This window comes from Comamonas sp. (assembly GCF_036666375.1).
Lineage (GTDB): Bacteria > Pseudomonadota > Gammaproteobacteria > Burkholderiales > Burkholderiaceae_C > Comamonas.
In genome coordinates this window covers 18,572-32,973 of record NZ_JAVWWA010000051.1, presented here as the reverse complement: position 1 = coordinate 32,973, position 14,402 = coordinate 18,572, and the positions used below count along the sequence as shown (strand labels likewise).

Sequence of the window (14,402 nt, the reverse complement as noted above, 5' to 3'; positions counted from 1 at the left end):
CGTCGAAGGGTGAACGTCCGCGCCACAAATAAAGGCAAAAGACGGCTTCACAAAGCGCTATTCCAATTTGGAACAACGAGGGTAATTGCCACATCACAAAGCATCGCGCCTGTTGGAAACTAATACATAACAACATGCTTATATACAAATATAAGGAGACTGCGGTGAAGCATTGGAAATCCTGGCTGGGAGTGGCATTGGTGGCGGCGCTGCCCGGCGTGGCTGCGGCAAATCAGGCGCTGGCGCAAAAGAATGCCTGCATGGCCTGCCACACGGTGGACAAGAAGCTGGTCGGTCCGGCGTTCCGCGATATCGCCAAGAAGTACGCGGGCCAGGCCGATGCCCAGGCGCAGCTGGCCAAGAGCATCAAGGCCGGCGGCGCGGGCAAATGGGGTCCTGTTCCCATGCCGGCGCAGGCTGCGCTCAGCGAGGCAGATGCCGGCACGCTGGCCGGCTGGATTCTTGCGGGAGCGCAGTGAGCATGACAGGCCGGATACGCAAGGCGCCGGAGAATTTCGTTCCTGCCCGCGAGGTGGGCACGGTGTTTGCCCAGGCCAAGGCCGGGCGGCGCGACTTCATTCGCAGCGCGTTTGCCGCCGCCGCGGGCACGGCCGCTGTCGCCAGCGCGGCGCGCGCGGCCAGCGTCGGTGACGGCGACCCGAACATTCTCGAGCTGCCCGCGCACAGCAAGGGCCTGGGCCAGGCCGTGGTCACCGACGGCTACGGCAAACCATCCAAATACGAAGCCAATGTGCAGCGCCGCCAGAGCCCGGGGCTCACGCAGACCAAGCAGGCCTCGGTGTCGTTTGCGCCCATGCAGTCGCTGTTTGGCATCGTCACGCCCAGCGGCCTGCATTTCGAGCGCCACCACCAGGGCTGGTGGGACATCGATCCCTCCAAGCACCGGCTGATGGTCAACGGCCTGGTGAAGAACGCCAAGGTCTTCACCATGGATGAAATCATGCGCCTGCCTTCGGTGTCGCGCTTTCATTTCATTGAATGCGGCGCCAACACCGGCATGGAATGGGGCAACGTGGCCGTGCCCACGGTGCAGTACACGCACGGCATGCTGTCCTGCAGCGAATTCACTGGCGTGCCGCTGATACGCCTGCTGGAAATGGCCGGCGCCGATCTCAAGAAGGGCAAGTTCATTCTGGCCGAAGGCGCCGACGGCTCGTCGATGACACGCACCATTCCGGTCGAGCTGATCACCTCGGGCGAAGTGCTGGTGGCCTACGGCCAGAACGGCGAGATGCTGCGGCCCGAGCAAGGCTATCCGCTGCGCCTGGTCGTGCCCGGCGTGCAGGGCGTGAGCTGGGTCAAGTACCTGCGGCGCATCGAAGTCGGCGACATGCCCTACGCGACCAAGGACGAAGCCATTCATTACGTCGACCTGATGCCCGACGGCCAGCACCGCCAGTACAGCAGCATCCAGGAATGCAAGAGCGTCGTGACCACGCCTTCGGGCGGACAGATGCTGCAGGGCAAGGGCTTCTACAACATCACCGGCCTGGCCTGGTCGGGGCGCGGCAGGATCAAGCGCGTCGACGTGAGCGTCGACGGCGGCCGCAACTGGCGCAGCGCGCGGCTTGAAGGCCCGGTGATGGACAAGTGCCTCACGCGTTTCAACCTGGACTGGGTCTGGAACGGCGAGGAATGCATCATCCAGAGCCGCGCCATGGACTCGACCGGCTATGTGCAGCCCAGCTACCAGCAGCTGCGCGCGGTGCGCGGCAGCCGGTCGATCTATCACAACAATGCAATCCAGTCGTGGGCGGTGCACACCAATGGGGAGGTGGCCAATGTCCAGCTCGCGTAATTTCCGCCTGGCCGCTGCCGGCGTGCTGGCGGCCCTGGCCCTGGGCGTCTCGGCCCAGACAAGCAATGGCTTTCCCGGCATTGGCCGCGATGCCACGCCCAAGGAAGTCAAGGCCTGGGACATCGACGTGCGCCCCGACTTCAAGGGCCTGCCCGAAGGCTCGGGCAGCGTGCGCCAGGGCATGCAGGTCTGGGAAGGCAAGTGCGCGTCCTGCCACGGCGTGTTTGGCGAGGCCAACGAAGTCTTCAGTCCGCTGGTGGGCGGCACGACGGCCGAGGACATCAAGACCGGTCATGCCGCGCGCCTGAAGGACCCGGGATTTCCCGGCCGCACGACGCTGATGAAGACCGCGACGCTGTCGACGCTGTGGGACTACATCAACCGCGCCATGCCCTGGAATGCGCCCAAGACCTTGTCGACCGAAGAGGTCTATGCGGTCACGGCCTATCTGCTGAACCTGGGCGAGATCGTTCCCGAGGACTTCACGCTCAGCGACAAGAACATGGCCCAGGTGCAGGCCAGGCTGCCCAACCGCAACGGCATGACCAGCGCCCATGCGCTGTGGCCGGGCAAGGAGTTCCAGGCCAGCGCCAGGCCCGACGTACAGGCCAAGGCCTGCATGAGCAACTGCGCGCCCGCGCCCCAGGTGCGCTCCGCCCTGCCCGATCACGCAAGCAACAACCACGGCAATCTGGCGCAGCAAAACCGCCTGATCGGCGCGCAGCACGGCATCGAGACCGATGGCGGCGCCAGCAAGAAGGCCAGGCCGGCACCCGCGGCCACGCAGGTGCCCACGGCGCTGCTGGAGAAGAACGCCTGCATTGCCTGCCACGGCATGGAGCAGAAGATCGTCGGCCCGGCGTTCAAGGATATCGCCGCCAAGTTCGGCGGCCAGACCGATTACCTGATCGGCAAGATCAAGTCGGGCAGCACCGGGGTATGGGGGTCTATCCCTATGCCGCCGCAGCCCCAGCTCAGCGACGACGACGCCAGAATCATTGCGAACTGGCTTGCCGCAACCCAGAAACCCTGAAGGCCCGCGCGCGTCGCCGGCCATAGATCCATCACAAGGAGACAGAAGATGAAACGCAGAGACGCACTCAAGAACAGCGCAGCCGTGCTGGGGCTGCTCGCGGCCGCGGGCGTGCTGCCCCAGGCCGCGCACGCGGCCTACAACAAGGCCGCGTTCGAGGCCAAGACCATGGCCGAAGTGCTCAAGGCCATGGGCGCGTCGGCGCCGGCCGAAAGCAAGGACGTGACGCTCACCGCGCCCGATATCGCCGAGAACGGCGCGGTCGTGCCGATTGGCGCGGCAACCACGCTGCCCAACGTCAAGCAGCTGCTGATCCTGGTCGAGAAGAACCCCAACACCATGATTGCCGCGTTCACCGTCAACGAAGCGCTCGAGTCCAACTTCCTCACGCGCGCCAAGCTGGGCCAGTCCTCTGACGTCTATGCGGTGGCCATCACCAACGACGGCAAGGCCTTCTTCGCGAAGAAGGAAGTCAAGGTGACGCTGGGCGGTTGCGGCGGCTGATTCACAGAACAAGGAGAAAGACATGGCAGATCCAATGCGCATCCGGGCCCAGGCCGCCGGAGACAAGACCACGGTACGCGTGCTGATGGCACATGAAATGGAGACAGGCCTGCGCAAGGACGCGGAAGGCAAGACCATTCCCGCCTGGTTCATCCAGGAAGTCACGGCCAGCCTCAACGGCAAGCCGATCTTCGCCGCCGACTGGGGCCCGGCGGTGTCCAAGAACCCGTTCCTGCAGTTCGTCGTCAAGGGCGCCAAGGCCGGCGACAAGCTGTCCGTGAGCTGGAAGGACAACCGCGGCGAGACCCGCACCGACGAAGCCACCGTCAGCTGAAAGCGGCCTGCGCCGCCGGCGCGCCGGCCCTGCCTGCGCGCCGCCTCCTTGCCCGAGAACAAAAAAGAGAGGACGCCCCATGAGACAAACATCCCCCGCCGCCGCCTTGGCGGCTGCCGCGCTGATGGCCCTGTGCGCCCCGGCGCTGGCGCAGAAAAGCACGGCCGACGGCATTGCCGAATACCGTGAAATGCTGCAGGACGGCAATCCCGCGGAACTGTTCGAGATGAAAGGCGAGGAGCTGTGGAAGCAAAAGCGCGGCCCCAGGAACGCCTCGCTCGAGCGCTGCGACCTGGGCAAGGGCCCGGGCGTGGTCAAGGGCGCGTTTGTCGAGTTGCCGCGCTACTTTGCCGACACCAACAAGGTGCAGGACCTCGAGTCGCGCCTGCTGACCTGCATGCAGGTGCAGCAGGGCCTGGACGCGGCCAAGATCGCCGCCACGCCGTTTGGCAAGGACGAGCAAAAGAACATGGAAGGCCTGGTGGCCTGGGTGTCCTCGCAGTCCAAGGGCATGAAGCTCAATCTGCCGCAAGGCCACGCCAAGGAAAAGCAGATGTACGAAGTGGGCAAGCGCATGTTCTATCTGCGCGGCGGCCCGCATGATTTTGCCTGCGCCTCCTGCCATGGCGCGGACGACAAGCGCATACGCCTGCAGGACCTGCCCAATCTCACCCAGGCCAAGGGCGCGGCCGAAGGCTTCGGCTCCTGGCCCGCGTACCGCGTCTCGTCGGGCGAGCTGTGGAGCATGCAGCGCCGGCTCAACGACTGCTTTCGCCAGCAGCGCTTCCCCTACCCCGGCTATGCCAGCGACGTGACCGTGGCGCTGGGCGTGTTCATGGGCGTCAACGGCCAGGGCGGCATGTCGACCGCGCCGGCCATCAAGCGCTGAGGAGACCGCGATGTCAAACCACAAACCCATATCCACGCTCTACACCGTGGCCGCAGTCGCCGCCTCCCTGGTCGTTCTCGGCTGCGCCTCGATGGACACCGCGCAGTCGCTGGACGCGATGACCCGGCAAATGGTGCAGGCCTCGTTTCGCGACCAGGGCATTGCCAAGGTCGACCGGCTGCAGCAGGACGAATCCAACGCCGCCTGCAGCGCGGCCGACGTGTCGGGCATTGCGCTGACCGAGGCCAAGGCCCAGTCCATCGAAGCCGCCAACCTCAAGACCGTGCAGTGGCCGGCCGACGGCAAGTTCGTCGGCGACTGGAAGGAAGGCGAGAAGATCGCGCAGAACGGCCGCGGCATGACCTGGACCGACAAGCCCGGCAGCGCCAACGGCGGCAATTGCTACAACTGCCACCAGATCAGCCGCGAGGAAATCTCGTTTGGCACGCTGGGCCCCAGCCTCTACAACTACGGCAAGCTGCGCGGCATCACCGACCCGAACAGCGCCGAGGCGCGCGCCATCGTCGAATACACCTGGGGCAAGATCTGGAACGCCAAGGCCTACAACGCCTGCTCGGGCATGCCGCGTTTCGGCCATGCGGGCATCCTGGGCGAAGCGCAGGTGCGCGATCTCGTGGGCCTGCTGGTCGACCCCAAGTCCCCGGTCAATCGCTGACTCCCTCCCTTGCAATGCGGCGGGCGCTTACGGGCGCCCGCGGCTTTCCGACTGAACCATGAGCCTCTCCAAACGCGAATTCCTGCAAGTGCTGGCCGCGGCCAGCGTCTCGGGCATGGGCCTGCAGCGCTATGCCCACGCCGACACGGCGCTGGCCGACAAGGCGCTGTACGACGTGCCGGCGTTCGGCAACGTGTCGCTGCTGCACATGACCGACTGCCATGCGCAGCTCAAACCGATTCACTTTCGCGAACCCAGCGTGAACCTGGGCGTGGGCGCGATGAAGAACCAGGCGCCGCATCTGGTGGGCGAGCATCTGCTCAAGGCCATGGGCATTGCGCCGGGCACGGCCGGCGCCCATGCGTTCAGCTACCTGGACTTCGACGCCGCGGCCCAGCGCTACGGCAAGGTGGGCGGCTTCGCGCACCTGGCGACGCTGGTCAAGCGCATGCGCGCCGCGCGCCCGGGGGCGCTGCTGCTTGACGGCGGCGATACCTGGCAGGGCTCGGCCACCTCGCTGTGGACCCAGGCCCAGGACATGGTCGAGGCCTGCAAGCTGCTGGGCGTCGATGTGATGACCGGCCACTGGGAGTTCACCTACGGCATGGAGCGCGTCAAGGAGATCATCGAGAAGGACTTCGGCAGCAAGCTCGATTTCGTCGCCCAGAACGTCAAGACCGCCGACTTCGGCGATCCAGTGTTCAAGCCCTATGTGATACGCGAGATCAACGGCGTTCCCGTGGCCATCATCGGCCAGGCCTTTCCCTATACGCCCATCGCCAACCCGCGCTACCTGGTCGCCGACTGGAGCTTCGGCATACAGGACGACAACCTGCAGAAGATGGTCGACGAGGCGCGCGCCAAGGGCGCCAAGGTGGTGGTCGTGCTGTCGCACAACGGCATGGACGTGGACATCAAGATGGCGGGCCGGGTGCGCGGCATCGATGCGATCCTGGGCGGCCACACGCACGACGGCATGCCCATACCGACCATCGTCAGCAACGCCGGCGGCAAGACCATAGTCACCAACGCCGGCTCCAACGGCAAGTTCCTCGGCGTGCTGGACTTCGACGTCAAGGAAGGCAAGGTTGCCGGCTTCAAGTACCGGCTGCTGCCGGTGTTCGCCAACATCCTGCCGGCCGACCCCGCGATGGACGCGCTGATCACGCGCGTGCGCGCGCCCTACGAAGCCAGGCTGGGCGAGGTGCTGGCGCGCACCGACGGCACGCTGTACCGGCGCGGCAACTTCAACGGCACGGGCGACCAGCTGCTGCTCGACGCCATGATGGCCGTGCAGGACGCGCCGATCGCGTTCTCGCCGGGTTTCCGCTGGGGCACCTCGCTGCTTGCCGGCCAGGACATCACGCGCGAATGGCTGATGGACATGACGGCCACCACCTATTCCTATGCCACCGTCACCGAGATGACCGGCGCGACGATCAAGACCGTGCTCGAGGACGTGGGCGACAACCTGTTCAACCCCGACCCCTACTACCAGCAAGGCGGCGACATGGTGCGCGTGGGCGGCCTGCAGTACCAGTGCGACCCCACGGCCGGCGCCGGCAAGCGCATCAGCGACATGCGCCTGAACGGCCAGCTGCTCGAGGCCGACAAGAAGTACAAGGTCGCGGGCTGGGCGCCCGTGGCCGAAGACGCGAAGAACGCCGGCAACAAGCAGATCTGGGAAATCGTCGAGCCCTGGCTCAAGGACCAGAAGGTGATCAAGCCGGGCCGGCCCAACGAGCCCCGGCTGGTCAATGTGCGCCCCGACAAGGGACTGGCATGACTTGCATTAAGGTGGCGTTAAAGACCGGCTGCGGGTATATGCCAGTACGCTGAGCCGGCGATGCACCTTCCAATGCGCGCATGAGTGCTGCCGAGTTTTCCTCCCTGTCGACCGCCGTCCTGGCGGTCATTTTTTTGCTGGCCGCCGGGCTGGGCTTTGCCATGCGCGAAACGCGCTTTTGCACCATGGGTGCGATCAGCGACGTGGCCTATCTGCAGGACTGGACACGCATGCGCCAATGGGCGCTGGCCGTGGGCGTGGCGATGTGCGGCGCGACGTCGCTGGTGCTGTGGGGCGGCGTGGCCGTGGGCGACACCCTCTATGCAAGCCGGCAGCTGCCCTGGCTGTCGGCGCTGGTCGGCGGCCTGCTGTTTGGCGCCGGCATGGTGCTGGCCTCGGGCTGCGGCGCGCGCAATCTCACGCGCCTGGGCGGCGGCAGCCTCAAGGCGCTGGTGGTGCTGCTGGTCATGGGCCTGGCGGCCTTTGCCACGCTCAAGGGCGTCACGGCCGTGGCGCGCGTGCGCTGGCTCGACAGCGTGCAGCTGCAGTTCGACACGCTGGCACTGCTGCCCGAACTGCTGGCCCAGGCCGGCGGCTGGCCGGTGTTCGCCACGCGGCTGGCGCTGGGCCTGGGGCTGGGCGGCCTGCTGATCGCGCTCGCGCTCAGGCCGGGGCGCAACGCCGGCGTGCTGCTGGGCGGACTGGCCGTAGGCCTTTGCGTGACCGCGGCCTGGTGGCTGGGCGGCCATGTGGGCGAAGTCGCCGAACACCCCGAGACGCTGGAGCATATGTATGCGACCACCTACAGCGGCCGCATCGAAGCCTTCAGTTTCGTCACCCCGGTCGCGCATACGCTGGACTGGCTGCTGTTCTTCAGCGACAGCAACAAGCGGCTGACCTGGGGCATTGCCTCGGTCTGCGGCATGGTCGCCGGCAGCCTGGTGCATGCGCTGTGGCGGCGCGACTTCCAGTGGCAGGGCTTTGCCGACACCCAGGACCTCGCGCGCCATCTGCTGGGCGCGCTGCTGATGGGCGTGGGCGGCGTGACCGCGCTGGGCTGCACCGTGGGCCAGGGCATCAGCGCGGTTTCCCTGCTGAGCCTGGCCAGCCTGATCGCCATCGCGGGCATTGTCGCCGGCGCGGTGGCGATGCTGCGCTATCTGGCGGCGCGGCAATAGCGCCCGCCAGGCGGATACGCCACTTTTTTAGCCGCTAAAAAACCCACTTCAGCGCCGGCCACCCACCCACGGCAGCGCCACCACCTGCCCACCGCCCACCGCGTAGCAGCGCTCGGTTGCGGCCGGCAGCTCGCGCGTGCTGCCGGTGAAGGCGCCAAACGCCGGCAGTATCATCAGCCCGGGCGCGGTGCAAAAGCACGGCAGGCGCGCGCGGTCGTAGGCGCGCCCGCGCAGCTGCACCGCGGGGTGCAGATGGCCGGCCAGCACCAGCGCGCCGGCCACGGTCTGCGGATGGTGGCAGGCCGCGAACGGGCCCACGCGAAACGGCTCGTCGACGATCTCGAAGCGCAGCGCGGGCGGCGGATCGCCCGCGTGGCTGTCGTGGTTGCCGCGCACCAGCAGGCAGGCCAGCTGCGCATGGCGCTCGCGCCAGGCGCGCACTGGCGCGATCACCTGCTCCTGCTGGGCCGTGGCCGCGTGCAGCCAGTCGCCCAGCACCACCAGGCGCTGCGCGCCCAGGCCGTCGATCAGCTGGCTCAGCCGGTCGAGGTTGTCGCGCGTCGTGCCCGAGGGCACGGGCTGGCCCAGCGCGCGAAAGCTCGCGGCCTTGCCCAGGTGCACGTCGGCGACAAACAGCGTTTTCTCGCGCGGCCACCACAGCGCGCGCTCGGGCAGCAGCGCCACCGACTCGCCGGCCAGAACGAGAGGCAAGGCGCCCGGGGGAGCCATGTGCAATGCAATGTCAATGCCGTCCATATCGATCAATTCTCCGCGCCCGGCGCCTGGCGCGCGCGGCCGCTCTTGCGCGCACGTGGCTTGCGCGTGCCCGCTGTTTCGCCGCGCGTCTCCAGCACCAGCGCCGCGCCTATGTCGGCTTCAGGCAGCGCGCGTGCCTGGGCCGAGGCAAACACCTGGTCGGCGCTCGCATGCGCCGTGCCCACGGCCTCGCCGCCTGCGCTGCGCTCGAGTTCGGCCACCATGCGTGCAATGCGGTCGGCCAGCGACTCGTTGGTCAGCTTCTCGCGAAAGCGCTCGACCATCAGCGGAAACGCCAGCGGCGTGGGCTTGCGCAGCGCATGCAGCGCCAAGGTCTGGCCTTCGATGCGCGCGAGCGCGGCGGCCAGCTGGCGCACGTCCAGCTCCTGCGTCAGCAGTTCCTGCTCGGCCTGCAGCAGCAGCTGATTGTGCGGATCGTAGCGCTGGAACACTTCGAAGAACAGCGAGGCCGAGGCCTGCAGCTGGCGGTTGCTGCGGCGCTCGCCCGGATGGCTCTGGAAGATCAGCCCGGCAATGCGCGCGATCTCGCGAAAGCGCCGGCGCGCCAGTTCGGTGGCGTTGAGACTTCCCAGCACTTCGCCCAACAGTTGCTCATTGGGGCGCGCAGCAAGCAGCCCCGGCAGGCGCGCGGCCCAGTCGATCTCCTTGGCGCTGAGCAGTTCGATGCCGTAGTCGTTGAGCGCGATGGAAAAGGTTCCGGTCTCGGGCTGGGCCGCGCGCCAGGCCAGCAGACTGGCCAGCCCCAGGTGCACCTGGCGGCCGGCAAACGGGTAGAGAAACAGATGCCAGCCTTCGCGCGACTTGAGCGTCTCGGCAATCAGCGTCGTCGGCGTGGGCAGGCCCGACCAGCGGCGCTGGATGTCGAGCAGCGGCTGCACGCATTGCATTTCCGGGCTGTCGAAGCGGCCTTCATCGGCGGCCTGCAGCTGGCGCAGCACGGCGTCGGCCAGCGTGCTCGACAGCGGCATGCGCCCGCCGTTCCAGCGCGGCAGCGCGGCGCGCCCGGCCGTGGCGCGGCGCACCAGCGCCGTCATCTGCTCGACGCGCACCAGCTCCAGCAGCCGGCCGCTGAACATGAAGGCGTCGCCGGGCTTGAGCCGCGCGATGAAGCTTTCCTCGACGCTGCCCAGGCGCGCGCCGCCCAGGTACTGCACGCTGATCGAGGCATCGCTGACGATGGTGCCGATGTTGACGCGGTGGCGCCGCGCCAGGCGCACATCGGGCACGCGCCACAGGCCGGTCTCGTCGGGCACGACGCGGTGGTAGTCGGGATAGGCGGCCAGCGAGGGCCCGCCCTGGCGCACGAAGTCCAGGCACCATTGCCAGTGCGCGTCGCTGATCCCGGCATAGGCCACGGTGCTGCGGATCTCGCTGAGCAGTTCGTCGGGCTGGAAGCCGCCGCCCAGCGCGATCGTCACCAGATGCTGGACCAGCACATCGAGCGGCGCGCGCGGGCTGGGCCTGGCCTCGATCTGGCCCGCGTGCACGGCCTCTCGCGCGGCCGCGGCCTCGACCAGCTCCAGGCTGTGCGTGGGCACCAGCGTGATGCGCGAGGGCCGGCCCGGCGCGTGGCCGGCGCGCCCGGCGCGCTGCACCAGCCGCGCCACGCCCTTGACCGAGCCGATCTGCAGCACCCGGTCCACGGGCAGGAAGTCGACGCCCAGGTCCAGGCTCGAGGTACAGACCGCGGCCTTGATGCGCCCTTCCTTCAAGCCCAGCTCCACCCATTCGCGCACGCCGCGGTCCAGCGAGCCGTGGTGCAGCGCCAGCACGCCGGCCCAGTCGGGCCGCGCTTCCAGCAGCGCGCGGTACCAGCGCTCGGCCTGCGAGCGCATGTTGGTGAACACCAGGCAGCTGGCGCTTTCCTCTATGGCCTGCACCACCTGGGGCAGCATGCGCAGCCCCATGTGGCCGGCCCAGGCAAAGCGCTCGGCGGCCGCGGGCAGCAGCGTGTCTATCACCAGCGTCTTGTCGGTCTCGCCCTGGACGATGGCCGGCGGCTGGCCTGCGGGCGCGGGCGCCGTGCCCAGCAGCGTCTGCAGCGATTCATCGAGGTTGGCCAGCGTGGCCGACAGCCCCCAGGTCATGAGCGCCGGCTGAAAGCGCCGCAGGCGCGCCAGCGCCAGCTGGGTCTGCACGCCGCGCTTGTTGCCCATCAGCTCATGCCATTCGTCGACCACGGCCACGCGCACATGGCGCAGCAGCTCGTAGGCATCGGCGCGCGACAGCAGCAGCGTGAGACTTTCGGGCGTGGTGACCAGCACCGTCGGCAGGCGCCGGTCCTGGGCCGCGCGCTGTGCCGAGGTGGTGTCGCCGCTGCGCAGCGCCGAAGTCCAGCCCGGGCTCAGCGCCTGCATGGGCTCCTGCAGCGCGCGCAGCGTGTCGGCGGCCAGCGCGCGCATGGGCGTGATCCACAGCACGGTCAGCGGCGGCGGCCTGCCCTTGATTCCCTCGGGTGCGACGCTCTTGCGCAAGGCGCCCAGCGCACCCAGCCAGACCGCCAGCGTCTTGCCGCTGCCGGTGCTTGAATGCAGCAGGCCGCTGCGGCCCTGCGCCATCTCGGCCCAGACGCGGCGCTGGAAAGCAAAGGTCTTCCAGCCGCGCGCGGCGATCCAGGCCGCCAGCGCGGGGTCGGCACGCCTGGCCATCAGGCGTCTGCCTGCAGCAGCGCCTGCAGGGTCGCCAGCGTATCGGCTTCCTCCACCGGCTTGTCCTCGCGCCGGCGCAGCATGCGCGGAAAGCGCACGGCAATGCCGCTCTTGTGGCGCTTGCTGGCGGCAATGCCTTCGAAGCCGAGTTCAAACACCATGGTCGGCGTGACGCTGCGCACCGGGCCGAAGGTCTCCACCGTGGTCTTGCGGATCACGGCGTCGACGGCGCGCATCTCGGCGTCGGTCAGGCCCGAATAGGCCTTGGCAAACGGCACCAGCTGGCGCGCGGGGTCGTCCCGGGGGCCGTTCCACACCGCAAAGGTGTAGTCGCTGTAGAGGCTGGCGCGCCGGCCATGGCCGCGCTGGGCGTAGATCAGCACCGCGTCCACCGACAGCGGATCTATCTTCCATTTCCACCAGACACCGACATCCTTGGTGCGGCCCACGCCGTACTGTGCGTCCAGGCGCTTGAGCATCATGCCCTCGACGCCCAGCGCGCGCGCCTGCTCGCGCTGGCGCGCCAGCGCGGCCCAGTCGGCGCCGCGCAGCAGCGGGCTGAGCTCGAGCTGGGGATGGGGACAGGCCGCGGCCAGTTGCTCCAGCCGCGCGCGGCGTTCATGCTGGGGCAGGGCGCGCAGATCGGCGCCCTCCTCTTCCAGCAGATCGTAGACGCACAGCACCACGGGCAGCTCGCGCAGCAGCTTGGCGCTGAGCGTCTTGCGCCCTATGCGCTGCTGCAGCTCGGCAAACGGCTGGGCGCGGCCGTCGCGCCAGACCAGGATCTCGCCGTCCAGCACCGTGCCGTCGGGCAGGCCCAGGCCCATGGCCTGCAGCTCGGGGTAGCGGTCGCTGACCAGCTCCTCGCCGCGCGTCCAGACCGAGACCTGGCCGTCGCGCTTGACCAGCTGGGCGCGAATGCCGTCCCATTTCCACTCGACCAGCCAGCCGTCCGCGGCGCCGAGCGCGGCGTCGAACTGCGCCAGCGGCAGGTTGAAAGGATGGGCCAGAAAGAAGGGATAGGGCTGGCCGCCGCGCATGCCGCTGCCGCCCGCGCCTTCGTCGGCGGCAATCAGCGCCTCGTAGTCGGCCGCCGTCGGCTGGGCGCCGATGTGCGTATAGCCCATGAGCCGCTGGGCAATCAGCTTGGCGTCTATGCCGCTGACCGCGGCCAGCGCCTGCGTGACCTGCAGCTTGGAGACGCCGACACGGAACGCGCCGGTGATCAGCTTGAAATACACCAGGCGCTGGGCCACGGCCAGCATGCGCCAGTGTTCCTGCAGCACCCGTGCCAGCGCCTCGGGCGCCTGGCCGCGCAGCGGCAGCAGATGCTGCTCCATCCAGTCGGCCAGCGGCAGCTCCAGCGCCGTCTCGGGCGCGGGCAGCAACAGCGCAATCGTCTCGGCCAGATCGCCTACGGCTTCGTAGCTCTCATCAAACAGCCATTCGGGCAGGCCGGCCGCAAGCCGCGCCTGCTCGCGCAGCAGCCGCGTGGGCGCGAGCTGGCGCGGCTTGCCTCCGGCCAGGAAATACACGGCCCAGGCCGCGTCGCGCGCCGGCGCGGCGCGCAGATAGCGCTGCAGCGCCGCCTGCTTGGCCAGGCTGGAGGTGGACGCGTCAAGTTCGCGGTAAAGATCGGCAAAGGCTTTCATGCGGAGTCAGGGGTGCCGCCATCGGGGGCCCCGCCATCGGGCACAACGGCATCGCTTTGCGCGCGCGGCGCGGCGTCGTCGGCCTCGTCGTGATCACCGTATTCGGTGGAAAAGCCCTGGGCCTGCAGGCCCTGCTCGCCCAGCCAGCGCACCATCACCGCCACGCTGCCATGGGTCACGAAGATGCGTTCGGCGCCGGTGGCGAGAATGGCCGACTGCAGGCCGGGCCAGTCGGCGTGGTCGGAGACCACAAAGCCGCGGTCCACGCCGCGCCTGCGGCGCGTGCCGCGCAGCAGCATCCAGCCGCTGGCAAACGCATCCGAGGGATTGGGGCCGAAGCGCCGCAGCCAGCTGCTGCGCCCGGCCGAGGGCGGGGCAATCACCAGCGAGCGCGAAAGCAGCGCCTTGTCGAGTGCGGCATCGGTCGCGTAATGCGTGGGCGGCAGCGCCACGCCGGCCGCGCGGTAGATCGCGTTGATGGGCTCGACGGCGCCATGCGCGACGATGGGCCCTATCGACGCATCGACGCCATGCAGCAGGCGCTGCGCCTTGCCCAGCGCATAGGCATAGAGCACCGAGGCCCGGCCGGCTTCGGCGTTGGCGCGCCACCAGGCGTTGATCTCGGCAAACAGCGCGGCCTGCGTGGGCCAGCGGTAGATGGGCAGGCCAAAGGTCGATTCGGTGATGAAGGTGTCGCAGCGCACCGGCTCGAACGGCGCGCAGGTGCCGTCGTTCTCGAGCTTGTAGTCGCCCGAGGCGACCCACACACGCCCGCCATGTTCAAGCCGCACCTGGGCCGAGCCCAGCACATGGCCGGCCGGGTGCAGCGACAGCCTGACGCCGTGGTGGTCTATGACTTCGCCATAGGCCAGCGTCTGCAGCGTGATGTCCTCGCCCAGGCGCCGGCGCAGGATGGGCGCGCTGTCGTGCTGGGCCAGGTAATGCGCACTGCCCCAGCGCGCGTGATCGCTGTGCGCATGGGTGATGACGGCGCGCTCCACCGGCCGCCAGGGGTCTATGTAGAAGTCGCCTGGCGGGCAATACAGTCCTTCGGGACGGGCGACGATCAGATCCGCAGCAGCACGCATGTTTTGGATGCTATGCGG

At 68.4% G+C, this 14,402-nt stretch carries 13 protein-coding genes; 9 read left to right on the top strand and 4 right to left on the bottom strand.

From position 1 onward, the window contains the following. Positions 1-164: 164 nt before the first annotated feature. From RR928_RS13790 to RR928_RS13750, 9 genes are all read left to right on the top strand, one after another. The gene (locus RR928_RS13790; protein WP_332534081.1) at positions 165-479 is read left to right on the top strand and encodes a c-type cytochrome; all 315 of its coding nucleotides are present in this window, start codon (positions 165-167) and stop codon (positions 477-479) included. 2 nt (positions 480-481) lie between these two features. Beyond that, positions 482-1,819, top strand: a complete 1,338-nt coding sequence (soxC, locus tag RR928_RS13785) for a sulfite dehydrogenase (RefSeq protein ID WP_332534082.1) — start codon at positions 482-484, stop codon at positions 1,817-1,819. Further along, positions 1,803-2,852 (top strand): c-type cytochrome, encoded by a 1,050-nt coding sequence (locus tag RR928_RS13780; RefSeq protein ID WP_332549911.1) that lies wholly within the window; start codon positions 1,803-1,805, stop codon positions 2,850-2,852. The genes soxC and RR928_RS13780 overlap by 17 nt, the downstream gene beginning before the upstream one ends. A 48-nt stretch (positions 2,853-2,900) precedes the next feature. Continuing rightward, complete coding sequence (soxY, locus tag RR928_RS13775; RefSeq protein ID WP_332534084.1) at positions 2,901-3,356, top strand: thiosulfate oxidation carrier protein SoxY; 456 nt, start codon at positions 2,901-2,903, stop codon at positions 3,354-3,356. Positions 3,357-3,378: 22 nt separating this feature from the next. Further along, positions 3,379-3,690 (top strand): thiosulfate oxidation carrier complex protein SoxZ, encoded by a 312-nt coding sequence (gene soxZ / locus RR928_RS13770; RefSeq protein WP_332534085.1) that lies wholly within the window; start codon positions 3,379-3,381, stop codon positions 3,688-3,690. 79 nt (positions 3,691-3,769) lie between these two features. Next, positions 3,770-4,579: a sulfur oxidation c-type cytochrome SoxA gene (gene soxA / locus RR928_RS13765; RefSeq protein WP_332534086.1), complete on the top strand. Its 810-nt coding sequence runs from the start codon at positions 3,770-3,772 to the stop codon at positions 4,577-4,579. Positions 4,580-4,589: 10 nt separating this feature from the next. Further along, positions 4,590-5,255 carry a sulfur oxidation c-type cytochrome SoxX gene (gene soxX, locus RR928_RS13760; RefSeq protein WP_332682952.1) on the top strand — a complete coding sequence of 222 codons (666 nt, stop codon included), beginning with the start codon at positions 4,590-4,592 and terminating at the stop codon, positions 5,253-5,255. Between the two features lie 58 nt (positions 5,256-5,313). Next, a complete protein-coding gene (gene soxB / locus RR928_RS13755) occupies positions 5,314-7,041 on the top strand; it encodes a thiosulfohydrolase SoxB (RefSeq protein WP_332534088.1) in 1,728 nt (575 codons plus the stop codon). A gap of 80 nt (positions 7,042-7,121) precedes the next feature. Continuing rightward, positions 7,122-8,219 carry a YeeE/YedE family protein gene (locus tag RR928_RS13750; RefSeq protein ID WP_332534089.1) on the top strand — a complete coding sequence of 366 codons (1,098 nt, stop codon included), beginning with the start codon at positions 7,122-7,124 and terminating at the stop codon, positions 8,217-8,219. Positions 8,220-8,267: 48 nt separating this feature from the next. On the opposite strand, the gene pdeM is transcribed toward RR928_RS13750, so the two are convergent. The 4 genes from pdeM to RR928_RS13730 are packed head-to-tail and all read right to left on the bottom strand — an operon-like array spanning position 8,268 to position 14,384. After that, positions 8,268-8,975: a ligase-associated DNA damage response endonuclease PdeM gene (gene pdeM, locus RR928_RS13745; RefSeq protein ID WP_332534090.1), complete on the bottom strand. Its 708-nt coding sequence runs from the start codon at positions 8,973-8,975 to the stop codon at positions 8,268-8,270. Positions 8,976-8,980: 5 nt separating this feature from the next. Next, on the bottom strand, positions 8,981-11,644 hold the full coding sequence (locus RR928_RS13740; RefSeq protein WP_332682949.1) for a ligase-associated DNA damage response DEXH box helicase: 2,664 nt from the start codon (positions 11,642-11,644) through the stop codon (positions 8,981-8,983). Then, positions 11,644-13,296, bottom strand: a complete 1,653-nt coding sequence (locus RR928_RS13735; protein ID WP_332682948.1) for an ATP-dependent DNA ligase — start codon at positions 13,294-13,296, stop codon at positions 11,644-11,646. The genes RR928_RS13740 and RR928_RS13735 overlap by 1 nt, the downstream gene beginning before the upstream one ends. Next, positions 13,293-14,384 (bottom strand): ligase-associated DNA damage response exonuclease, encoded by a 1,092-nt coding sequence (locus tag RR928_RS13730; RefSeq protein WP_332682946.1) that lies wholly within the window; start codon positions 14,382-14,384, stop codon positions 13,293-13,295. Before RR928_RS13730 ends, RR928_RS13735 begins: the two co-directional genes overlap by 4 nt. Positions 14,385-14,402: the final 18 nt, after the last annotated feature.

Bases quoted from the DNA above. Each gene is read 5' to 3' on its own strand.
- RR928_RS13750 (WP_332534089.1), top strand. From the start codon at position 7,122: ATGAGTGCTGCCGAGTTTTCCTCCCTGTCGACCGCCGTCCTGGCGGTC.
- pdeM (WP_332534090.1), bottom strand. From the start codon at position 8,975: ATGGACGGCATTGACATTGCATTGCACATGGCTCCCCCGGGCGCCTTG.
- soxC (WP_332534082.1), top strand. From the start codon at position 482: ATGACAGGCCGGATACGCAAGGCGCCGGAGAATTTCGTTCCTGCCCGC.
- RR928_RS13730 (WP_332682946.1), bottom strand. From the start codon at position 14,384: ATGCGTGCTGCTGCGGATCTGATCGTCGCCCGTCCCGAAGGACTGTAT.
- RR928_RS13780 (WP_332549911.1), top strand. From the start codon at position 1,803: ATGTCCAGCTCGCGTAATTTCCGCCTGGCCGCTGCCGGCGTGCTGGCG.
- RR928_RS13740 (WP_332682949.1), bottom strand. From the start codon at position 11,644: ATGGCCAGGCGTGCCGACCCCGCGCTGGCGGCCTGGATCGCCGCGCGC.
- RR928_RS13735 (WP_332682948.1), bottom strand. From the start codon at position 13,296: ATGAAAGCCTTTGCCGATCTTTACCGCGAACTTGACGCGTCCACCTCC.
- soxB (WP_332534088.1), top strand. From the start codon at position 5,314: ATGAGCCTCTCCAAACGCGAATTCCTGCAAGTGCTGGCCGCGGCCAGC.
- soxZ (WP_332534085.1), top strand. From the start codon at position 3,379: ATGGCAGATCCAATGCGCATCCGGGCCCAGGCCGCCGGAGACAAGACC.
- soxA (WP_332534086.1), top strand. From the start codon at position 3,770: ATGAGACAAACATCCCCCGCCGCCGCCTTGGCGGCTGCCGCGCTGATG.
- soxY (WP_332534084.1), top strand. From the start codon at position 2,901: ATGAAACGCAGAGACGCACTCAAGAACAGCGCAGCCGTGCTGGGGCTG.
- soxX (WP_332682952.1), top strand. From the start codon at position 4,590: ATGTCAAACCACAAACCCATATCCACGCTCTACACCGTGGCCGCAGTC.